The sequence below is a fragment of the Janthinobacterium foliorum genome, from assembly GCF_978021625.1.
Genome location: NZ_CDXDQE010000004.1, coordinates 217,017 through 233,690, shown reverse-complemented (window position 1 = coordinate 233,690; position 16,674 = coordinate 217,017). Strand labels below are relative to the sequence as shown.

Annotated in this window: 16 protein-coding genes; 8 read left to right on the top strand and 8 right to left on the bottom strand. The window is 64.0% G+C overall.

The window, feature by feature from the left end; translation table 11 throughout:
* The first annotated feature begins 102 nt into the window (after positions 1 to 102).
* Together rarD and ettA are read left to right on the top strand one after the other, a co-directional pair.
* Complete coding sequence (gene rarD / locus ACZ92H_RS11325) at positions 103 to 987, top strand: EamA family transporter RarD (protein WP_131374715.1); 885 nt, start codon at positions 103 to 105, stop codon at positions 985 to 987.
* A gap of 94 nt (positions 988 to 1,081) precedes the next feature.
* Positions 1,082 to 2,749, top strand: a complete 1,668-nt coding sequence (ettA, locus tag ACZ92H_RS11320; RefSeq protein WP_086144373.1) for an energy-dependent translational throttle protein EttA — start codon at positions 1,082 to 1,084, stop codon at positions 2,747 to 2,749.
* 184 nt (positions 2,750 to 2,933) lie between these two features.
* Here ettA and ACZ92H_RS11315 read toward each other — a convergent pair whose 3' ends face one another.
* Entirely contained in the window at positions 2,934 to 3,515 is a 582-nt protein-coding gene (locus ACZ92H_RS11315; RefSeq protein WP_131374719.1) for a porin family protein, read from the bottom strand.
* A gap of 236 nt (positions 3,516 to 3,751) precedes the next feature.
* Here ACZ92H_RS11315 and ACZ92H_RS11310 point away from each other — a divergent pair, with 236 nt between their 5' ends.
* Positions 3,752 to 4,333, top strand: a complete 582-nt coding sequence (locus ACZ92H_RS11310) for a molybdopterin-dependent oxidoreductase (RefSeq protein WP_131374721.1) — start codon at positions 3,752 to 3,754, stop codon at positions 4,331 to 4,333.
* Between the two features lie 143 nt (positions 4,334 to 4,476).
* On the opposite strand, the gene ACZ92H_RS11305 is transcribed toward ACZ92H_RS11310, so the two are convergent.
* On the bottom strand, positions 4,477 to 4,839 hold the full coding sequence (locus ACZ92H_RS11305; protein WP_131374723.1) for a hypothetical protein: 363 nt from the start codon (positions 4,837 to 4,839) through the stop codon (positions 4,477 to 4,479).
* Between the two features lie 223 nt (positions 4,840 to 5,062).
* On the opposite strand from ACZ92H_RS11305, the gene ACZ92H_RS11300 reads away from it, so the two are divergent.
* Positions 5,063 to 6,556, top strand: coding sequence for a sensor domain-containing diguanylate cyclase (locus ACZ92H_RS11300; RefSeq protein ID WP_465049394.1), 1,494 nt, complete (start codon positions 5,063 to 5,065; stop codon positions 6,554 to 6,556).
* A gap of 3 nt (positions 6,557 to 6,559) precedes the next feature.
* Here the strand turns inward: ACZ92H_RS11300 and ACZ92H_RS11295 are convergent, their stop codons facing one another.
* From ACZ92H_RS11295 to ACZ92H_RS11270, 6 genes are all read right to left on the bottom strand, one after another.
* The gene (locus ACZ92H_RS11295) at positions 6,560 to 7,387 is read right to left on the bottom strand and encodes a Rossmann-like and DUF2520 domain-containing protein (protein ID WP_465049393.1); all 828 of its coding nucleotides are present in this window, start codon (positions 7,385 to 7,387) and stop codon (positions 6,560 to 6,562) included.
* A 9-nt stretch (positions 7,388 to 7,396) separates the two neighbouring features.
* Positions 7,397 to 7,978 carry a DUF924 family protein gene (locus ACZ92H_RS11290; RefSeq protein ID WP_465049392.1) on the bottom strand — a complete coding sequence of 194 codons (582 nt, stop codon included), beginning with the start codon at positions 7,976 to 7,978 and terminating at the stop codon, positions 7,397 to 7,399.
* A 35-nt stretch (positions 7,979 to 8,013) separates the two neighbouring features.
* Complete coding sequence (locus ACZ92H_RS11285) at positions 8,014 to 8,754, bottom strand: MgtC/SapB family protein (protein WP_131374727.1); 741 nt, start codon at positions 8,752 to 8,754, stop codon at positions 8,014 to 8,016.
* Positions 8,755 to 9,009, bottom strand: a complete 255-nt coding sequence (locus ACZ92H_RS11280; RefSeq protein WP_102292766.1) for a hypothetical protein — start codon at positions 9,007 to 9,009, stop codon at positions 8,755 to 8,757.
* Positions 9,009 to 10,832: an aminopeptidase P family protein gene (locus tag ACZ92H_RS11275; protein WP_465049391.1), complete on the bottom strand. Its 1,824-nt coding sequence runs from the start codon at positions 10,830 to 10,832 to the stop codon at positions 9,009 to 9,011. The genes ACZ92H_RS11280 and ACZ92H_RS11275 overlap by 1 nt, the downstream gene beginning before the upstream one ends.
* A gap of 83 nt (positions 10,833 to 10,915) precedes the next feature.
* Positions 10,916 to 11,614, bottom strand: coding sequence for a Crp/Fnr family transcriptional regulator (locus ACZ92H_RS11270; protein WP_131374733.1), 699 nt, complete (start codon positions 11,612 to 11,614; stop codon positions 10,916 to 10,918).
* Between the two features lie 180 nt (positions 11,615 to 11,794).
* Between ACZ92H_RS11270 and ACZ92H_RS11265 the strand changes: the two genes are divergently transcribed.
* From ACZ92H_RS11265 to ACZ92H_RS11250, 4 genes are all read left to right on the top strand, one after another.
* Complete coding sequence (locus ACZ92H_RS11265) at positions 11,795 to 13,726, top strand: AMP-binding protein (RefSeq protein WP_465049390.1); 1,932 nt, start codon at positions 11,795 to 11,797, stop codon at positions 13,724 to 13,726.
* A complete protein-coding gene (locus ACZ92H_RS11260) occupies positions 13,723 to 14,556 on the top strand; it encodes an ABC transporter ATP-binding protein (protein WP_131374737.1) in 834 nt (277 codons plus the stop codon). The genes ACZ92H_RS11265 and ACZ92H_RS11260 overlap by 4 nt, the downstream gene beginning before the upstream one ends.
* A 20-nt stretch (positions 14,557 to 14,576) precedes the next feature.
* Positions 14,577 to 15,473 (top strand): branched-chain amino acid ABC transporter permease, encoded by an 897-nt coding sequence (locus ACZ92H_RS11255; RefSeq protein ID WP_465049552.1) that lies wholly within the window; start codon positions 14,577 to 14,579, stop codon positions 15,471 to 15,473.
* A 79-nt stretch (positions 15,474 to 15,552) separates the two neighbouring features.
* Positions 15,553 to 16,611 carry a branched-chain amino acid ABC transporter permease gene (locus ACZ92H_RS11250; RefSeq protein WP_465049389.1) on the top strand — a complete coding sequence of 353 codons (1,059 nt, stop codon included), beginning with the start codon at positions 15,553 to 15,555 and terminating at the stop codon, positions 16,609 to 16,611.
* Positions 16,612 to 16,674 lie beyond the last annotated feature (63 nt).

The window sequence follows — 16,674 nt, the reverse complement described above, 5'->3', positions numbered from 1 at the left end:
GGCCGTTGATTTGCTGCCATTCTACGCCTCGCCAGCGGCGCCGGGCAGTCCCCGGTGTTTTCAGCGATAATGACAGACTGACCACTCTCCGGCGCCCCCATCATGAATCCAGGCATGCTGTACGCTTCCCTCGCCTTCCTCTGCTGGGGCCTGTTCCCACTCTACTTCCATGCAATAGACGAGGTCGCACCGCAGGAAATCCTTGCGCACCGCATGGTCTGGTCGCTGCTGTTCCTGGGCATCGTGCTGACCATCCGCCGCCAGTGGAGCTGGCTGGGCAGCTTGCGCGGCCAGCCGAAAGTGGTGGCCAGCTTCGTTGCCAGCGCGTTTTTATTGTCCGCCAACTGGTTCATCTATATCTGGGCCGTCAACAACGGCCACGTGGTCGATGCCAGCCTCGGCTATTTCATCACGCCGCTGGTGAATGTCATGCTGGGCTTTTTGCTGCTGCACGAGCGTTTGCGCCGCGCGCAATGGCTGGCCATCGGCCTGGCCGCCTGCGGCGTGGCCTGGCTCACCTGGCAGGCGGGGCAGGTGCCGTGGATCGCCCTGCTGCTGGCGGCCACCTTCGGCGGCTATGGCTTGCTGCGCAAGACGGCCGCGCTGGGCGCGCTGGAAGGCCTGTCGTTTGAAACCCTGATCCTGTTCCCGCTGGCGCTGGCCTACATGCTGTGGCTGGGCTGGCAGGGCCAGAGCGGCTTCGTCAATACGGAGTCGTCCGCCACGCGCGCGCTGCTGCTGGCGTCCGGCCCCATCACGGCGATTCCCCTGCTGCTGTTCGCCGCCGGCGCGCGGCGCCTGCCGCTGGCCGTGCTGGGCTTGCTGCAATACATCGCCCCCACGGGCCAGCTGCTGATCGGCGTGTGGGTCTTCCACGAATCGTTTACGCCCGAGCGCATGCTGGGCTTCCTCGTCATCTGGACGGCGCTGGCCCTGTATGCGGCCGAAGGGCTGTGGAACAGCCGCCGCGCGCGCCTGGCGGCGTAATCGCGTCTTTGCCCGCCCCGGCAGCGCGCAGCGCTGGCCGGAAGCGGGCGTTTACCGTATCCTGTCCGTCTTTGTATATCACCCGAGATTTCTAATGGCAAATTACGTCTACACCATGAATCGCGTGGGCAAAATCGTTCCGCCCAAGCGCCAGATTCTGAAAGATATTTCCCTCTCCTTCTTCCCAGGCGCGAAGATCGGCGTGCTGGGCCTGAACGGCTCCGGCAAATCGACCCTGTTGAAAATCATGGCCGGGATCGACACCGACATCCAGGGCGAAGCCGTGCCGATGCCGGGCCTGAACATCGGCTACCTGCCGCAGGAACCGCAGCTCGATCCGGAAAAAACCGTGCGCCAGGAAGTGGAATCGGGCCTGGGCGAAGTGTTTGAAGCGCAAGCCAAGCTGGAAGCCGTGTACGCCGCGTATGCCGAGGAAGACGCCGATTTCGACGCCCTGGCCACGGAACAGGCGCGCCTGGAAGCGATCATCTCGACCTCCGACGGCGGCAATTTGAACCTGCAGCTGGAAATGGCCGCCGACGCGCTGCGCCTGCCGCCATGGGACGCCAAGATCGGCGTGCTGTCCGGCGGTGAAAAGCGCCGCGTGGCGCTGTGCAAGCTGCTGCTGTCGAAACCGGACATGCTGCTGCTCGACGAACCGACCAACCATCTGGATGCGGAATCGGTCGACTGGCTGGAACAATTCCTGCTGCGCTTCCCCGGCACCGTCGTGGCCATCACCCATGACCGCTACTTCCTCGACAACGCGGCAGAGTGGATCCTGGAGCTGGACCGCGGCCACGGCATTCCATGGAAGGGTAACTACTCGACCTGGTTGGACCAGAAGCAAGCCCGCCTGAAGCAGGAAGAAGCGACGGAATCGGCACGCCAGAAGGCGCTGCAGAAGGAATTGGAATGGTCGCGCCAGAATCCGAAAGCGCGCCAGGCCAAGTCGAAAGCCCGTCTGGCCCGCTTCAACGAGCTGTCCGAGCACGAATACCAGAAGCGCAACGAAACGCAGGAGATCTTCATTCCCGTGGCCGAGCGCCTGGGCAATGAAGTCATCGAGTTCAAGAACGTGTCGAAAGCGTTTGGCGACCGCTTGCTGATCGATAACCTGAGCTTCACGGTGCCGCCAGGCGCCATCGTCGGCATCATCGGCCCCAACGGCGCCGGTAAATCGACCCTGTTCAAGATGATCACCGGCAAGGAAACCCCGGATAGCGGCGAAGTGGCCATCGGCCAGACGGCGCGCGTCTCCATCGTCGACCAGAACCGCGATAGCCTGGCTGACAACAAGTCCGTGTTCGAAGACGTGTCCGGCGGCGCCGACATGCTGACGGTGGGCCGTTTTGAAATGCCGTCGCGCGCCTACCTGGGCCGCTTCAACTTCAAGGGTTCGGACCAGCAGAAGCAAGTGGGCAACCTGTCCGGCGGTGAACGCGGCCGTCTGCACCTGGCGAAAACCCTGCTGATGGGCGGCAACGTCCTGCTGCTCGATGAACCGTCGAACGATCTGGACGTGGAAACCCTGCGCGCGCTGGAAGACGCCCTGCTGGAATTTGCCGGCAGCGTCATGGTCATTTCGCATGATCGCTGGTTCCTCGACCGTATCGCCACGCATATCCTGGCCTTCGAAGGCAACTCGCAGGTCACCTTCTTTGACGGCAACTATCAGGAATACGAAGCCGACAAGAAGAAACGCCTGGGTGAAGAAGGCGCGAAACCAAAACGCATCCGCTACAAGCCGCTGACCACCTAAGTTTAGGTCTGGCCATGCAAAAAGGCAGTTACCTCGCGGTAACTGCCTTTTTTTTCAGCATACTTCCAGTTTTTAACCGTAGCGAGCGGCAACGCGGCTCGGCGCCCCCATTTGCCCGAGAAGCGGAGCTGTGCTATGGCACAGTGAGCATCGGAGGCCGCAAAGCGCGCCGCGCAGTAGGTTTTTAGAAGTTGTAGCGCGCGCCCAGCGCGATGCCGGTCGCCTTGTGGCCCTGGTCGGCGCTCTTGCCGAAGTGTTCCACTTCTGCCGTCAGCGAGACTTTCTCGTTGATGGCGTACTGGGCGCCGACGGAGGCGTACACGCCCGTCTTGTTCTCGCCCGTCACGCCGGTCGACAGGCCGCTGCCGCTCAGGCTATTGTCGACGCGGGCCACGCCCAGCTTGCCGAACACGCCGACCTTGTCGCTCACGGGCATGGTGGCCTTCCCGGCCAGATAGTAGCCGTGCGAATCGCTTTTCACGGCACCGTTGCCGGCGCCAGTGACGTAGCTGTAGTCCTTGCTGCCGAAATCGGCGTAGCCGCCCTCGACCGCCCAGGTCTTATCAAAATCGTAACCGGCGAAAATCTTGCCGCCAGCCTTGTAGCCGCTGTGATTATCAGCGCTGGTGGCGCCAGGAATATCGAAGTTATAACGGTTGCCCGTGATGCCGGCACCCACATAGGCGCCTTCGGCGTGCGCGGCGCTCATGCCGGTCAGTGCGGTAACGGAAGCGATCATTGCAAACAGGATTTTCTTCTTCATCATGTTCTCTCTTTCAATTAGTGAATGTTCCTGGATTCGTGCCTGGATTCGCAGTTCAGCGAAGTGCGATGACTACACAATAACAGCCGAAAAAAGCTACGTCTTTCTCCATTCCGTAAGAACTGTGACAAGATGTAAGCCAAAATTGCAAACTGACAATAAGCGCAAAATGCGAACTGTTGAACGAACTTAAGATAGACTTAAGCACATTCCGGATTTTCAACGAAGAGGAGAGGGACATGCACAAACGCCAGTTTCTCGCCGCCGCCCTGGCCGCCGGCACGCTGTCCACCCGCGTGCGGGCCGCGCCGGCCGCCGCGCGCGGCCCGGCCCTGCTGACCGTCACGGGCAGCATCGACAAGCCCAACCGGGGCCCGTTCGACGCCGTGCGCGACCAGATGATGCACAAGCAAAAGATCAGCTTTGAGCGGGCGCGGGCGTTCGACTTCGCGGCCTTGATGAACTTGCCTGCGCGCACCATCCACCCGACTCTGGAATACGACGGCAAGGTGCATGCCCTGCGCGGGCCGCTGCTGGAAGAGGTGCTGAAGGCGGCCGGCGCGCCGGAGGATGGCGCGACGCGCCTGCTGCTGCGCGCCGTCGATGGCTATGCGGCGGCATTGACGCTGGCGCAGGCGCGCGCGCAGCCCATGCTGGTCGCCACCCACCTGGACGGGCAGCCGATGGCGCTCGGTGGCCTGGGGCCATTATGGGCGATCCACGATGCGGACCGCATCGCGGCCCTGGCGGCCTTGCCCCTGGCCGAGCGTTTTGCCAGCTGCCCGTGGGCGCTGTATCACATCGGCGTGGAGGCAGGTTGAAGCTACTTAAAACGCCAAACAACACCGTAGCGAGCGGAAGGGAGAGGTGGCTGAGAAGCGGAGCTGTGCGAATGCACGGGGCCGCCGAGGCAGTGAGCATCGCAGGCCGCCTATACCGACGCGCAGTAGGTTTTGATAGGCGTTTAGGCGTAGGCTTCCGCCATCGACATCACGCGCGGCGCGATGGCAATGCCGTGTTCCTGGAACAGGGCCGTGACGGCCGCCAGGTTATGCGTGCATTCATCCGTCTTCCAGCCCTTGAAGATGTCGGTGCCGTCTTTCTGGAAATGCAGGTCCAGCACCTTGCCCTGGTCCTTGTGCAGATAGGGCGAACTGTAGGTATTCTCGAAACCAAGCGCCTTCAGCTGGCCCAGCAAGGCATGCGGCGGGTTGTCGGGATCCGTGGCGAGAAACACGCCGAAAGTCTTGCCGGGTGGCTTGGCGGCGATATCGACCTCATAAATGCCGGGGGCCTTGCTGACGGACGTACTCTTTAAAAATAACATGCAACACTCCTTGCGCGTGGCGCCCTGCGCCGGAAACGGGCGGCAAGACAGGGTGATGCGCGATGCTTCCCCTCGTTAAATCTTATTGCTTATTTGCATCTTTGTCGACAAATCGACACTTTTATTTGGTAAGTCGTGGTTATCTTGTCGCGTTCGCCAGCATAAATTGCCAATAAAGCTAGTTATCATTGCATCAATACGGGGCCTGCTGCATACTTTTGGCTTGCGTAAAGATGGCCGCCAGCCGGTCTCCCTCGTCTCCATGCGTCTCCTGTCGATCAAATACCGCCTGCTCATCCTCCTGACCCTGATCCTTGGTGCGGGCTTCCTGGCCACCACCCTGGCCAGCTACCTGGCGTCGCGCACGGCCATCGAGCACGGCATCGCCGACCAGACCCTGCCTTTGACGGGCGACAACATCTATTCCGAGATCCAGAAGGACATGCTGCGTCCCGTCTTCATCTCCTCGCTGATGGCGCACGACACCTTCGTGCGCGACTGGATACTCGCCGGCGAGCGCGATCCGGCGCAGATCGTGCGCTACCTGGCCGAGGTCAAGAAGAAATACGGCGCCATCACCAGCTTTCTCGTCTCGGACAAGAGCAGCAAATATTATTATGCGGAAGGCACGCTGAAATCCGTCAGCCCGGAAGCCACGCGCGATATCTGGTACTACCGCGTGCGCGCCATGGAGAACAGCGACTACGAAACGAATGTCGACGTGGACATGGCCAACCGCGACAGCATGACCATCTTCATCAACCATCGGGTGTATGACTATGACGGCCAGTTCATCGGCGCCACGGGCATCGGCCTGACCCTGGCCACCATGAGCCACATCATCGACCGCTACCAGGCGCGCTTCCACCGCAACATTTATTTTGTCGATGGCGCCGGCACCCTGGTGCTGTCGGGCAAGAGCATGCGTGACGGCCATGGCAATATCCGCAGCCTGCCCGGTGTGCGCAGCATCGCCGCGCGCATCATCAACCAGCAGAGCGAGCCGACGCACCTGTCCTACCAGCTGGGGCACGCGCAAATCCTCGTCAACTCGCGCTTCATTCCGGAACTGGGCTGGTACCTGGTGGTCGAGCAGAACGTCAGCGACGAGGTCAAGTCGCTGCAGGGCGTGTTCATCCTGAACCTGGCCATCAGCTTTGGCGTGACCCTGCTGGTGTTGGGATTGACCTTGCTGACGGTGAACCGCTACCAGCGCCGCATCGAGCGCATCGCTTCGACGGACGCGCTGACAGGCCTGTTGAACCGCCAGTCGCTGGAGCTGCTGTTCCAGCGCGCCATGCTGCTGTCGCGGCGCACGGCGCAACCGATGTCGGCGATTTTGTTCGACATCGATTTCTTCAAGCGCGTCAACGACACGCACGGCCACCTGTGGGGCGACAAGGTGATCCGCGGCGTGGCCGAGGTGGCGCGCGCCAGCGTGCGCGAGAGCGACGTCGTCACGCGCTGGGGCGGCGAGGAGTACCTGGTGCTGCTGAATGACTGCAGCCTGGCGCAGGCGATGGAGGTGGCGGAAAACCTGCGCGCCGCCGTCGAGCGGCACGACTTCGGCATGCCCGAGCCGCGCGTGCCCGTGACGATCAGCCTGGGCGTGGCCGAATACCGGCCGGAAGAGAGCGAGTCTGGCTTCTTTTCCCGCGCCGACAGCGCGCTGTACCAGGCCAAGCATCGCGGCCGCAACCGCGTGCACGCCGCCTGACGTTCAGACCTGCGACTTGCGCCTGGCCAGCTCCTGCGTGGGCGCCACCAGGGCCCGGTACAACTCGCCCGTGCCGGCATCCCACTGCTGCACCGCCTGCTGCTGGCGTTGCACGGTAGCCGAGTCGCCGCGCGCGATGGGGCCGGACAGCGCCGGCGCCGCGCCCAGGCGGAAGACGTTCGCCACCGCTTCCGTCACCAGCGGCTGCGCCAGTTCGAGCGCCACGGGTTCGGGAATGCCGGCCGCCTGGTAGGCGCGCAGGGCCGCATCGAGCACCGTCACCAGGTAATTGCTGGCGAAGACGGCGGCGGCGTGGTACAGGGTCTTGGCGGCCGGATCGATGGGCACGGGGCGCGCGCCGATGGCGATCAAGGCCGGTGTCAGGAAGGACAGCGCCAGCGCATCGCCCTCGACACCGCAGAAAGTACCGTCAAAGGTGGCCGCCACCTGCTGCGGATCAGCGAAGCTGCGGATCGGGTGCGCGCTGGCCACCGAGGCGCCCGCCTGCGTGGCCGCCAGCAGCACGTTCGACGCCAGCGCCCCGCTGCAGTGGAAGACGATGGCGCCCGCCTGCCGCCCCTCGGCCACCAGCGCCGCGCAGGCGGGACCGATCTGGTCGTCGGACACGGCCAGCATGGTGACGTCGGCGTGGCGCAAGGCCGCATAGCGCTCGACAGGCGTGCCGGCGCCGATGAAGGCCACGGCGGCCTGCGCCGAGGCCATCGAGCGGGTCAGCACGTCCTGCACCGCAATGCCCTCTGCCTGTGCAAACAGCCGGCCCAGCACGCGGCCCACGTGGCCGGCGCCGATGATATTCAGGGTAACGTTCATGCGAATGGCCTAGAAACCCGATCCCGGCTGGCGCAGGAATTCCACCTCTTGCGGCGTCGAGGCGCGTCCGAGGATGGCGTTACGGTGCGGGAAGCGGCCGAAACGGGCGATGACTTCCTGGTGGCGCTGGGCATAATCGAGCATGCTCTCGAAACCCGGCTGCGCCTGCGACAGCAGCTGGAACAATTCAACGGCGCGTGCCTGCATGGCCAGGTCTTCCGCATGCTCGAACGGCAGGTACGCAAAGGCGCGCAGCATCGGCGGCAGCTGCTGGTCGAGACCCTGCTCGGTCAAAGACAGCGCCAGCGCCAGTGCCTGCTCATCGCCGGCAAACGCGCGCGGCGTGCCGCGGTGGACATTGCGCGTAAACTGGTCGAGCACGATGATGCGCGCCAGCGCGCCGTGCGGCGTCGCTTCCCAGTCGCGCAAGCCGCCATCGATGGCGGCATCGATCACGGTGCCGAAGCGCTCGGCGATGCGCGCATCGAAGGCGTCGTCCTTGCGGAACCATTCCACGCGCGACTGGCCATAGCCTGGGTTATCCGGCGGCAGAAACCAGAAATCGAGTACTGCCTGCGCCTGTGCGTCCATGTTTATCCTTGTCAGCGTGCTGCCTGGTGTCCAGGCTAGTTGCGGGCATGCGACAGCTGGAAGCCGGCGATGCCGTCGAAAGCGGCCAGTTCGGCCGACATGGCCGACAGGCTGGCGCCCGTGTTCTTGCCATGCGCAATGGCGACGAACCGCCATTCCTGCATGCCGTCCGTGCTGCCGATGGTCAGCGAGCCGCCGGCGATGTCATAGCCGCGCTTGGCCGCCATGCGCCGCAGCGCATCTTCGCGGGGAATGAAACCCTGCCGGAAGCGCATGGTGATGGCCACCGCGTGGCGCGACGGCAGCCAGTTCTCCAATTTTGACAGAAAAATCATCGCCATCGCGCACAGGAAGGCCAGGCCCATGGCCGACAGGTAAAAGCCGATGCCCACCATGATGCCGATCACCGACGAGGCCCAGATCGAGGCGGCCGTCGTCAGGCCGCTGATATTGAAACCTTCGCGCATGATGACCCCGGCGCCGAGGAAACCCACGCCCGTGACGATGCCCTGGATGACGCGCGTGGGGTCGCTGCCGATGATGCCGCCATGGCCGCCGTACCAGAATTCGGGATAGCCGCCCAGTACCGTCAGCGCGGCCGAGGCCATGCACACCAGGCTGTAGGTGCGCATGCCCGCCGCGCGCCCGTGATACGAACGCTCGTAGCCCACCAGTAGCCCCAGCAGCAGCGCGCCCAGCATGTTGAGCAGGATCACGCCATTCGTCGCCAGCTCGGCCGGTGACCAGTAGGCGCGCAGGAAGTCGATGGTCGGCATTTAGTCCTGGGACTTTTTGGTGAGCTGCTTTTCAAACGCCACATCGAGCTTGCTGACGCGGCGCGCCTTTTGCGGCCCCAGGCCATTGACGAAGGCGACAAAGGCGTCCAGTTCCAGCGGCGGGCACAAAGGCGGCAAGCCGGGACCTTCGGTGAGGAAGAACAGCTCGTCGCCCGTGCGCGCCATCGTGTACAGGCGGTGGCCGGTGCGTTCCTTCAGCCGCTCGATGGCGGAGGTGGCGCGGGTCGAGCGCATCAGATGGCTCCCGTGCGCTGTTCCAGCCACGCCAGCGCAGGCGCATCGGCCGGCGCTGCCAGGTGCGGCGCCAGGCGCGCGCGCACGGTGGCGTGATAGTCGTTCAGCCAGGCCGCCTCGTCGTCGCGCAGCAGGCTGCGCTCGACGCAGCGCGTGTCGATCGGGCACAGGGTCAAGGTCTCGAAGCGCAGGAATTCGCCGAATGGCGTCGTTTCGGCCGCTACATTCAGCACCAGGTTCTCGATGCGGATGCCCCACTGGCCCGGGCGGTAGATGCCCGGCTCGATGGAAGTGATCATGCCCGGCTCCATGGCCGTCTGCGGCTCCGGCATGGCCGTCTGCGAAATCGACTGCGGGCCTTCGTGCACGTTCAGGAAGAAGCCCACGCCGTGGCCCGTGCCATGGCCGAAGTCGATGCCCTCGGCCCACAGCGGCGCGCGGGCGATCGCGTCGAGCATGGGCGACTTCACGCCGCGCGGGAACTGCGCGCGCGACAGCGCGATCATGCTGCGCAGGACGAGGGTGAAATCGCGCCGGTGCTCGGCCGTGATCGTGCCGACGGGGACCACGCGCGTGATGTCCGTGGTGCCGCCCAGATACTGGCCGCCCGAATCGATCAGCAGCAGGCCGTCGCCTTCGATGGTCGCCTGCGTGCCCGCATGGGCGTGGTAATGCATGATGGCGCCGTGCGCATTGAAGCCGGCGATGGTGCCAAAGCTGGGGCTGACAAAACCGGCGCGGCGCGCGCGCGCGGCCGTCAGGTGCTCGTCGACGCCGATTTCCGTCAACGGGGCGCGCCGCGGGTCGGCCAGGGTGGCATCGAGCCAGCTGAAAAATTCGCACAGGGCCGCGCCATCCTGCTCCATGGCGGCGCGCACGTGAGCCGCTTCGCTGTCCGTCTTGCGCGACTTGGCAAACGTGGTGGGATTGATGGCTTCCACCACGCGCACGCCATCGGCCACGGCCTGGCGCGTGCCGTAGGTGATGCGGCGCGGGTCCAGCAGCAGGGTGGCGCCGGCCGGCAAGGCGGCCAGCGCGGCGGCCGCACGGTCATACGCGGCCACGTCCACGCCTTCGCTCTCCAGGGTGGCGCGCAGGGTGGCCGGCAGCTTGCCGTCGGCAACGAATAACGTGGCACGCTCGGGGCCCACCAGAGCATGCGCGAGGAAGACCGGGTTGTAGTGCACGTCGGCGCCGCGCAGGTTGAACAGATACGCGATGTCGTCGAGCGTGGAAATCACATGGTCGCTGGCGCCGTGGCTCGCCATGCTGGCGCGCAGGGCCGCCAGTTTCTGCGTGCGCGACAGGGCCGGATACCCGGCCGCGTGCTCGTACACGGGCGCGGCCGGCATGGCCGGACGCTCCGGCCAGACGGCGTGCAGTACATCGATATCCGTGCGCAAGGTCACTTGCGCGCCCAGCGCCTGCTGCAGCAGGCGCGCATTGGCCAGGCCCAGCACGGCGCCGTCGACGGCCACCGTCTGCCCCGGCTGCATGGTCTCGCCCAGCCAGTCGATGTACAGCACGCTGGCGCCGGACGGGATTTTCTTCAGGACGATGCCGCTGCCGGCCAGCTCGTCTTCCGCCTGTTCCCAGTAGCGGCCATCGGTCCACACGCCGGCAAAGTCCTGCGTGACGACCAGCGTGCCGACGGAGCCCGTAAAGCCGGACAGCCATTCGCGGCCCTGCCAGCGCGCCGGCAGGTATTCGGACAGGTGCGGGTCGGCCGAGGGCACGATGCAGGCGTCGATGTGCTGCGCGCGCATGGCGGCACGCAGCTCGGTCAAACGGGAAGCGGGGGTACTCTGAACGGATGTCTGCATGGCGGCGAAGAGGTGCGGTGCTGGGAAGCGTCTATGATACCGCGATTAGCCCGGCGCTTGCAGGCCGTTCCGGCGGCGCGGCCTCATTCCGCATCATCGGCTTCATAGCGGCGCAAGCCGTCGAGGTCCAGCACGCGGATGCCGCCGTAATCGAGGCGCAGCAAGCCCTTTTTTTCCAGCACCTGCAAGGCCTGGTTGGCGCGCTGGCGCGAAGAGCCGGACAGCAGGCCGATTTCCTCCTGCGACAGCTGTACCAGGGTGTCCACGCCCGGATACAGATGCGAGTTGAACATCGACGCCAGGCAGCGCGCCACGCGCGTGTTCAGGTCCAGCAGGCGCTCGTTTTCCACCATGCCGATGAACTGGCCCAGGCGTTCGTTCAGCTGCATCAGCAGGAAGCGCGTAAACGGCAGGCTCGTTTCCAGCAGCCAGTGGAAGGTGGTGCCGGGCAGGCGCGCCACGCGCGTGTCGCGCAGGGCCATGGTGTCGTATTTGCGGATTTCATTTTTCAGCAGCGAACCTTCGCCGAACCAGCTGCCGGGCGGCACGCCGATGAAGGTCATGGCCTTGCCGGAGGCGGAAAAATTATTCATCTTGACCATGCCGCTGATGACGCCGATCCAGTTGTCCACCGGCTCGCCCTTGCGGCAGACAAAGCCGCCTTTCGGCACGAAGGTTTCAAACACATCCGCTTCGACCCGCGCCAGTTGAGCGGGGTCGAGCAGCCGTGCCCAGTGGGCCGCGCGCACGGCATCCTTGAGACTGATATCAGGGTTGGTCATTGTGCGATGCACCATCGAAAAGTGGGTAAATGTCCCCGAAAAGACAACTCGGCAAACTAACGCAAGCTACTATCATTGCACAAACGCCTGACACATAAAAAACACAGAGCGCCATCCAACGAGGTGGGGCCTGAGACAAGCAACAGGGAGACACTGGTGCAGACACATACCACAGCAGCAATGCCGACTTTTCCGCGGCGCTTATTGCAACACGGGACAGCACGATCCGACAAGCCCGCCTTTCGCGAAAAATACCTGGGCATCTGGCAGACCTGGACCTGGGCCGACGTCAACGACGAAGTGCGCGCACTGGCCTGCGGCCTGGCCGCCATCGGCTTCCGGCGCGGCATGAACCTGGCCATCATCGGCGACAACCGCCCGCGCCTGTACTGGGCCATGCTGGCCGCGCAAAGCCTGGGCGGCGTGCCCGTGCCCCTGTACCAGGACGCGCCGGCCGCCGACATGGCCTACGTGCTGCAGGATGCGCAGATCCGCTACGCCATCGTCGAGGACCAGGAGCAGGTCGACAAGCTGCTGGAACTCAAGGCGCTGTACCCGCACGTGGCCCACATCGCCTACGACGATGAGCGGGGCATGCGCCACTACCGCCAGCCGGAACTGATGTCCTTTGCCGCCCTGCAGACCTTGGGGCGGGCCTACGACCGCGAACATCCGGGCTTCTTCGACGCCGCCGTGGCAGCGGGACTGGGCAGCGACTCGGCCGTCATCCTCTACACCTCGGGCACCACGGGCAAGCCAAAGGGCGTGTGCCAGAGCCACACGGCGCTGCTGGCCGCCGGCGAAGGCTGCGTCGCCTTCGACAAGCTCACCGACAATGAGGACATCCTCTCCTACCTGCCCATGGCCTGGGTGGGCGACTGCCTGTTCTCGCTGGCGCAGGCCATGGTGGCCGGCTTCACCGTCAACTGCCCGGAATCGGGCGACACGGTGATGATCGACATGCGCGAAATCGGCCCCACCTGCTATTTTGCGCCACCGCGCGTGTTCGAGAACATGCTCACCAGCGTGATGATCCGCATGGAAGACGCGAGCAGCATCAAGCGCCGCATGTTCAGCCATTTCATGGACGTGGCCAGGCGCTGCGGCGCACAGATTTTGGACGGCAAGCCCGTCTCGCTGGCGGACCGCGTCAGCTACAGGCTGGGCGACATCCTCGTGTATGGCCCGCTGAAAAACGTGCTGGGATTGACGCGCGTGCGCGTCGCCTACACGGCCGGCGCCGCCATCGGCCCGGACCTGTTCCGCTTCTACCGCTCCATCGGCGTCAACCTCAAACAGCTGTACGGCTCCACCGAAACCTGCGCCTACGTCTGCCTGCAGCCGGACGGCAATATCAAGTTCGACAGCGTGGGCTTGCCCGCGCCGGGCGTGGAAGTCAGGTTGGCGGCGAATGGCGAAGTGCTGGTGAAGTCGCCCGCCACCATGAGCGGCTATTTCCAGCGCCCCGACGCCACCGCCGAAGTCATCGACGATCAAGGCTACTTCCATACGGGCGACGCGGGCGTGTTCGACGCCGAAGGCCATTTGAAAATCATCGACCGCGCGGCCGACGTGGGCAAGATGAATTGCGGCGCCATGTTCGCGCCCAACTACATCGAAAACAAGCTCAAGTTCTTCCCCTTCATCAAGGAAGTGGTGGCCTTCGGCCATGCGCGCGACCAGGTGTGCGCCTTCATCAATATCGATATCGAGGCGGTGGGCAACTGGTCCGAGCGGCGCGGCATCGCCTATTCCGGCTACACGGACCTGGCGGCGCGCGCGGAAACCTACGGCTTGATCCGCGACTGCATCGAGCAGGTCAACGCGGAACTGGCGGCCGATCCGCTGATGGACCGCACCCAGGTGCACCGCTTCCTGGTGCTGCACAAGGAACTCGATCCCGATGACGACGAACTGACGCGGACGCGCAAGGTGCGGCGCAAATTCATCGCCGAAAAATACGCGGTGCTCATTTCCGCCCTGTACGACGGCAAGGCAACGCAGTACATCGAGACCCAGGTGAAGTTCGAGGATGGCCGCACCGGCTCGACCAGCGCCGACCTGCAGATCTGGGACAGCAAAACGTACCGGCCCCAGGGCCTGGCCGCATGATGGAGCACAGCACGATGCAAATGAACGAACCTGAGACCCATTTCGGCACGGCGCGCAAGACCGGTCCCGTGATCCTCGACCTGAAGAATATCTCGCTGTCCTTCGGTGGCGTCAAGGCGCTGACCGACATCTCGTTTGACGTCAGACAGCATGAAATCCGCGCCATCATCGGCCCGAATGGCGCGGGCAAAAGCTCGATGCTCAACGTGATCAACGGCGTGTACCGCCCGCAGCAGGGAGAAATCATCTACCGCGGCGAACACCGGCGCGGCATGGATTGCTATGCGGCCGCCAAGTCCGGCATCGCCCGCACCTTCCAGAACATCGCCCTGTTCAAGGGCATGACGGTGCTCGACAACATCATGACGGGACGCAACCTGAAAATGAAGTCGAATTTCCTGCTGCAAGCCCTGTACTGGGGACCGGCGCGGCGCGAGGAAATCGAGCACCGCAAGAAGGCCGAGGAAATCATCGACTTCCTGGAAATCCAGGCCATCCGCAAGACGCCCGTGGGACGCCTGCCGTACGGCTTGCAAAAGCGCGTGGAGCTGGGCCGCGCCCTCGTGGCCGAGCCGGAAATCCTGCTGCTGGACGAACCGATGGCCGGCATGAACGTGGAAGAAAAACAGGACATGTGCCGCTTCATCCTCGACGTCAACGACCAGCTGGGCACGACCATCGTGCTGATCGAGCACGACATGGGCGTGGTGATGGATATCTCCGACCGCGTGGTGGTGCTCGATTACGGCAAGAAGATCGGCGACGGCACGCCCGACGAGGTGCGCAGCAACCAGGATGTCATCAACGCCTACCTTGGCACGAGCCATTAATTCCCGGGACCCGTATGAATATCAATTTTTTCTTTGAAGTGCTGATCGGCGGCCTGCTGTCGGGCGTCATGTACGCGCTGGTGGCCATCGGTTTTGTATTGATCTACAAGGCCTCGGGCGTCTTCAATTTCGCGCAGGGCGCGATGGTGTTCTTCGCCGCCCTCACCTGTGTGGGTTTCATGGACAAATTCGGCCTGTCGCTGTGGCTGGCCATTCCGCTGACGATGGTGACCATGATAGCTCTGGGCATGGCGATTGAAAAAGTGGTCTTGCGCCCGCTCGTCAACCAGCCCGAGATCACGCTTTTCATGGCCACCATCGGCCTGACCTTCTTCATCGAGGGCCTGGCGCAGCTGATGTGGGGCTCGCAGGTGCACAAGCTGGACCTGCCCATCGAAGACGTGCCGATGCCCTTCCTGATGGACCACTTCAATATCATCGTCTCGCAGTTCGACGTGGTGGCGGCCGGCATCTGCGCCCTGCTGGTAATTTGCCTGGCCCTGCTGTTCTCGAAGACCAAGGTGGGCCGCGCCCTGCGCGCCGTCGCCGACGACCACCAGGCGGCGCTGGCAGTGGGCATTCCGCTGCAGCGCATCTGGGCCGTCGTGTGGGGCGTGGCGGGCCTGGTGGCCATGGTGGCGGGCTTGCTGTGGGGCGCGCGCAACGGCGTGCAGTTCGCGCTGACCTTCATCGCCTTGAAGGCCTTGCCGGTGCTGATCCTCGGCGGCTTCACCTCCGTGCCAGGCGCCATCGTCGGCGGCCTGATCATCGGCGCCTCGGAAAAGCTGGCCGAAGTCTACCTCGGCCCCATGGTGGGCGGCGGCATCGAAGGCTGGTTCCCGTACGTGCTGGCCCTGCTGTTCCTGCTGGTGCGCCCGGAAGGCCTGTTCGGCGAACGCATCATCCGGCGCATATAAGGCAGCAACAGCAGCGTAGGTCGGGTTAGCCGAAGGCGTAACCCGACAAACACCCCAACAGCGAGCAAAGGACCACCCCATGATCTACCGTGAAGCAGGACAGTTCAAGACCAGCTACCAGGCGGACAACCAGATCTTCCCGATCCGGCAAGACCGCCTGGCATTGACGGCGACATTGATCGCCGCCGTGTTCATCCTGCCGTATTTCGCCTCGCCGTACATGCTCTCGGCGATCCTGATCCCGTTCCTGATCTTCGCCCTGGCGGCATTGGGCCTGAACATCCTGACGGGCTACGCGGGCCAGCTGTCGCTGGGCACGGCCGCCTTCATGGCCGTGGGCGCGTTCGCCTCGTATAACTTCATGGCCCGTCTGCCCGGCCTGCCGCTGCTGGTGTCGTTCATCCTCGGCGGCCTGTGCGCGGCCATGGTGGGCATCGCCTTCGGCCTGCCGTCATTGCGCATCCGCGGCTTTTACCTGGCAGCGTCGACGCTGGCCACGCAGTTCTTCGTCGTCTGGTGCCTGACCAAGATCCCGTACCTGACCAACTACAGTTCCTCGGGCGTCATCACGGTGCAGAAGATGAGCATCTTCGGCTACCAGTTCGACACGCCGCAAAGCAAATACCTGCTGGTGCTGGCCATCGTGGCCGGCATGGCGCTGATGGCCAAGAACATGATCCGCTCGAACGTGGGCCGCTCGTGGATGGCCGTGCGCGACATGGACATGGCCGCCGAAGTGATCGGCTTTCGCCTGATGCGCACCAAGCTGCTGGCGTTTGCCGTCAGCTCCTTCTATTGCGGCGTGGCCGGCGCCCTGTATGCGTACGCCTACCTGGGCACGGTGGAACCGGAAGCGTACAACCTGGACCTGTCCTTCCGCATCCTGTTCATGATCATCATCGGCGGCGTCGGATCGATCCTCGGCTCCTTCCTTGGCGCGGCCTTCATCGTGCTGCTGCCCGTCTTCCTGAACACCATCGCGCACGGCCTGGCGCTGCCCACCAGCGTGGCGTCGAACCTGGAGCTGATGGTGTTCGGCGCGCTGATCATCTTCTTCCTGATCGTCGAGCCGCACGGCCTGGCCAGGCTGTGGCAGATCGCGAAAGAGAAACTGCGTTTGTGGCCTTTCCCGCACTAAGAATTTGTACCTTGCAGTCAGATGTCGGTTCTGTTGAAAACCAAATAAAACAAGAGGAGACAC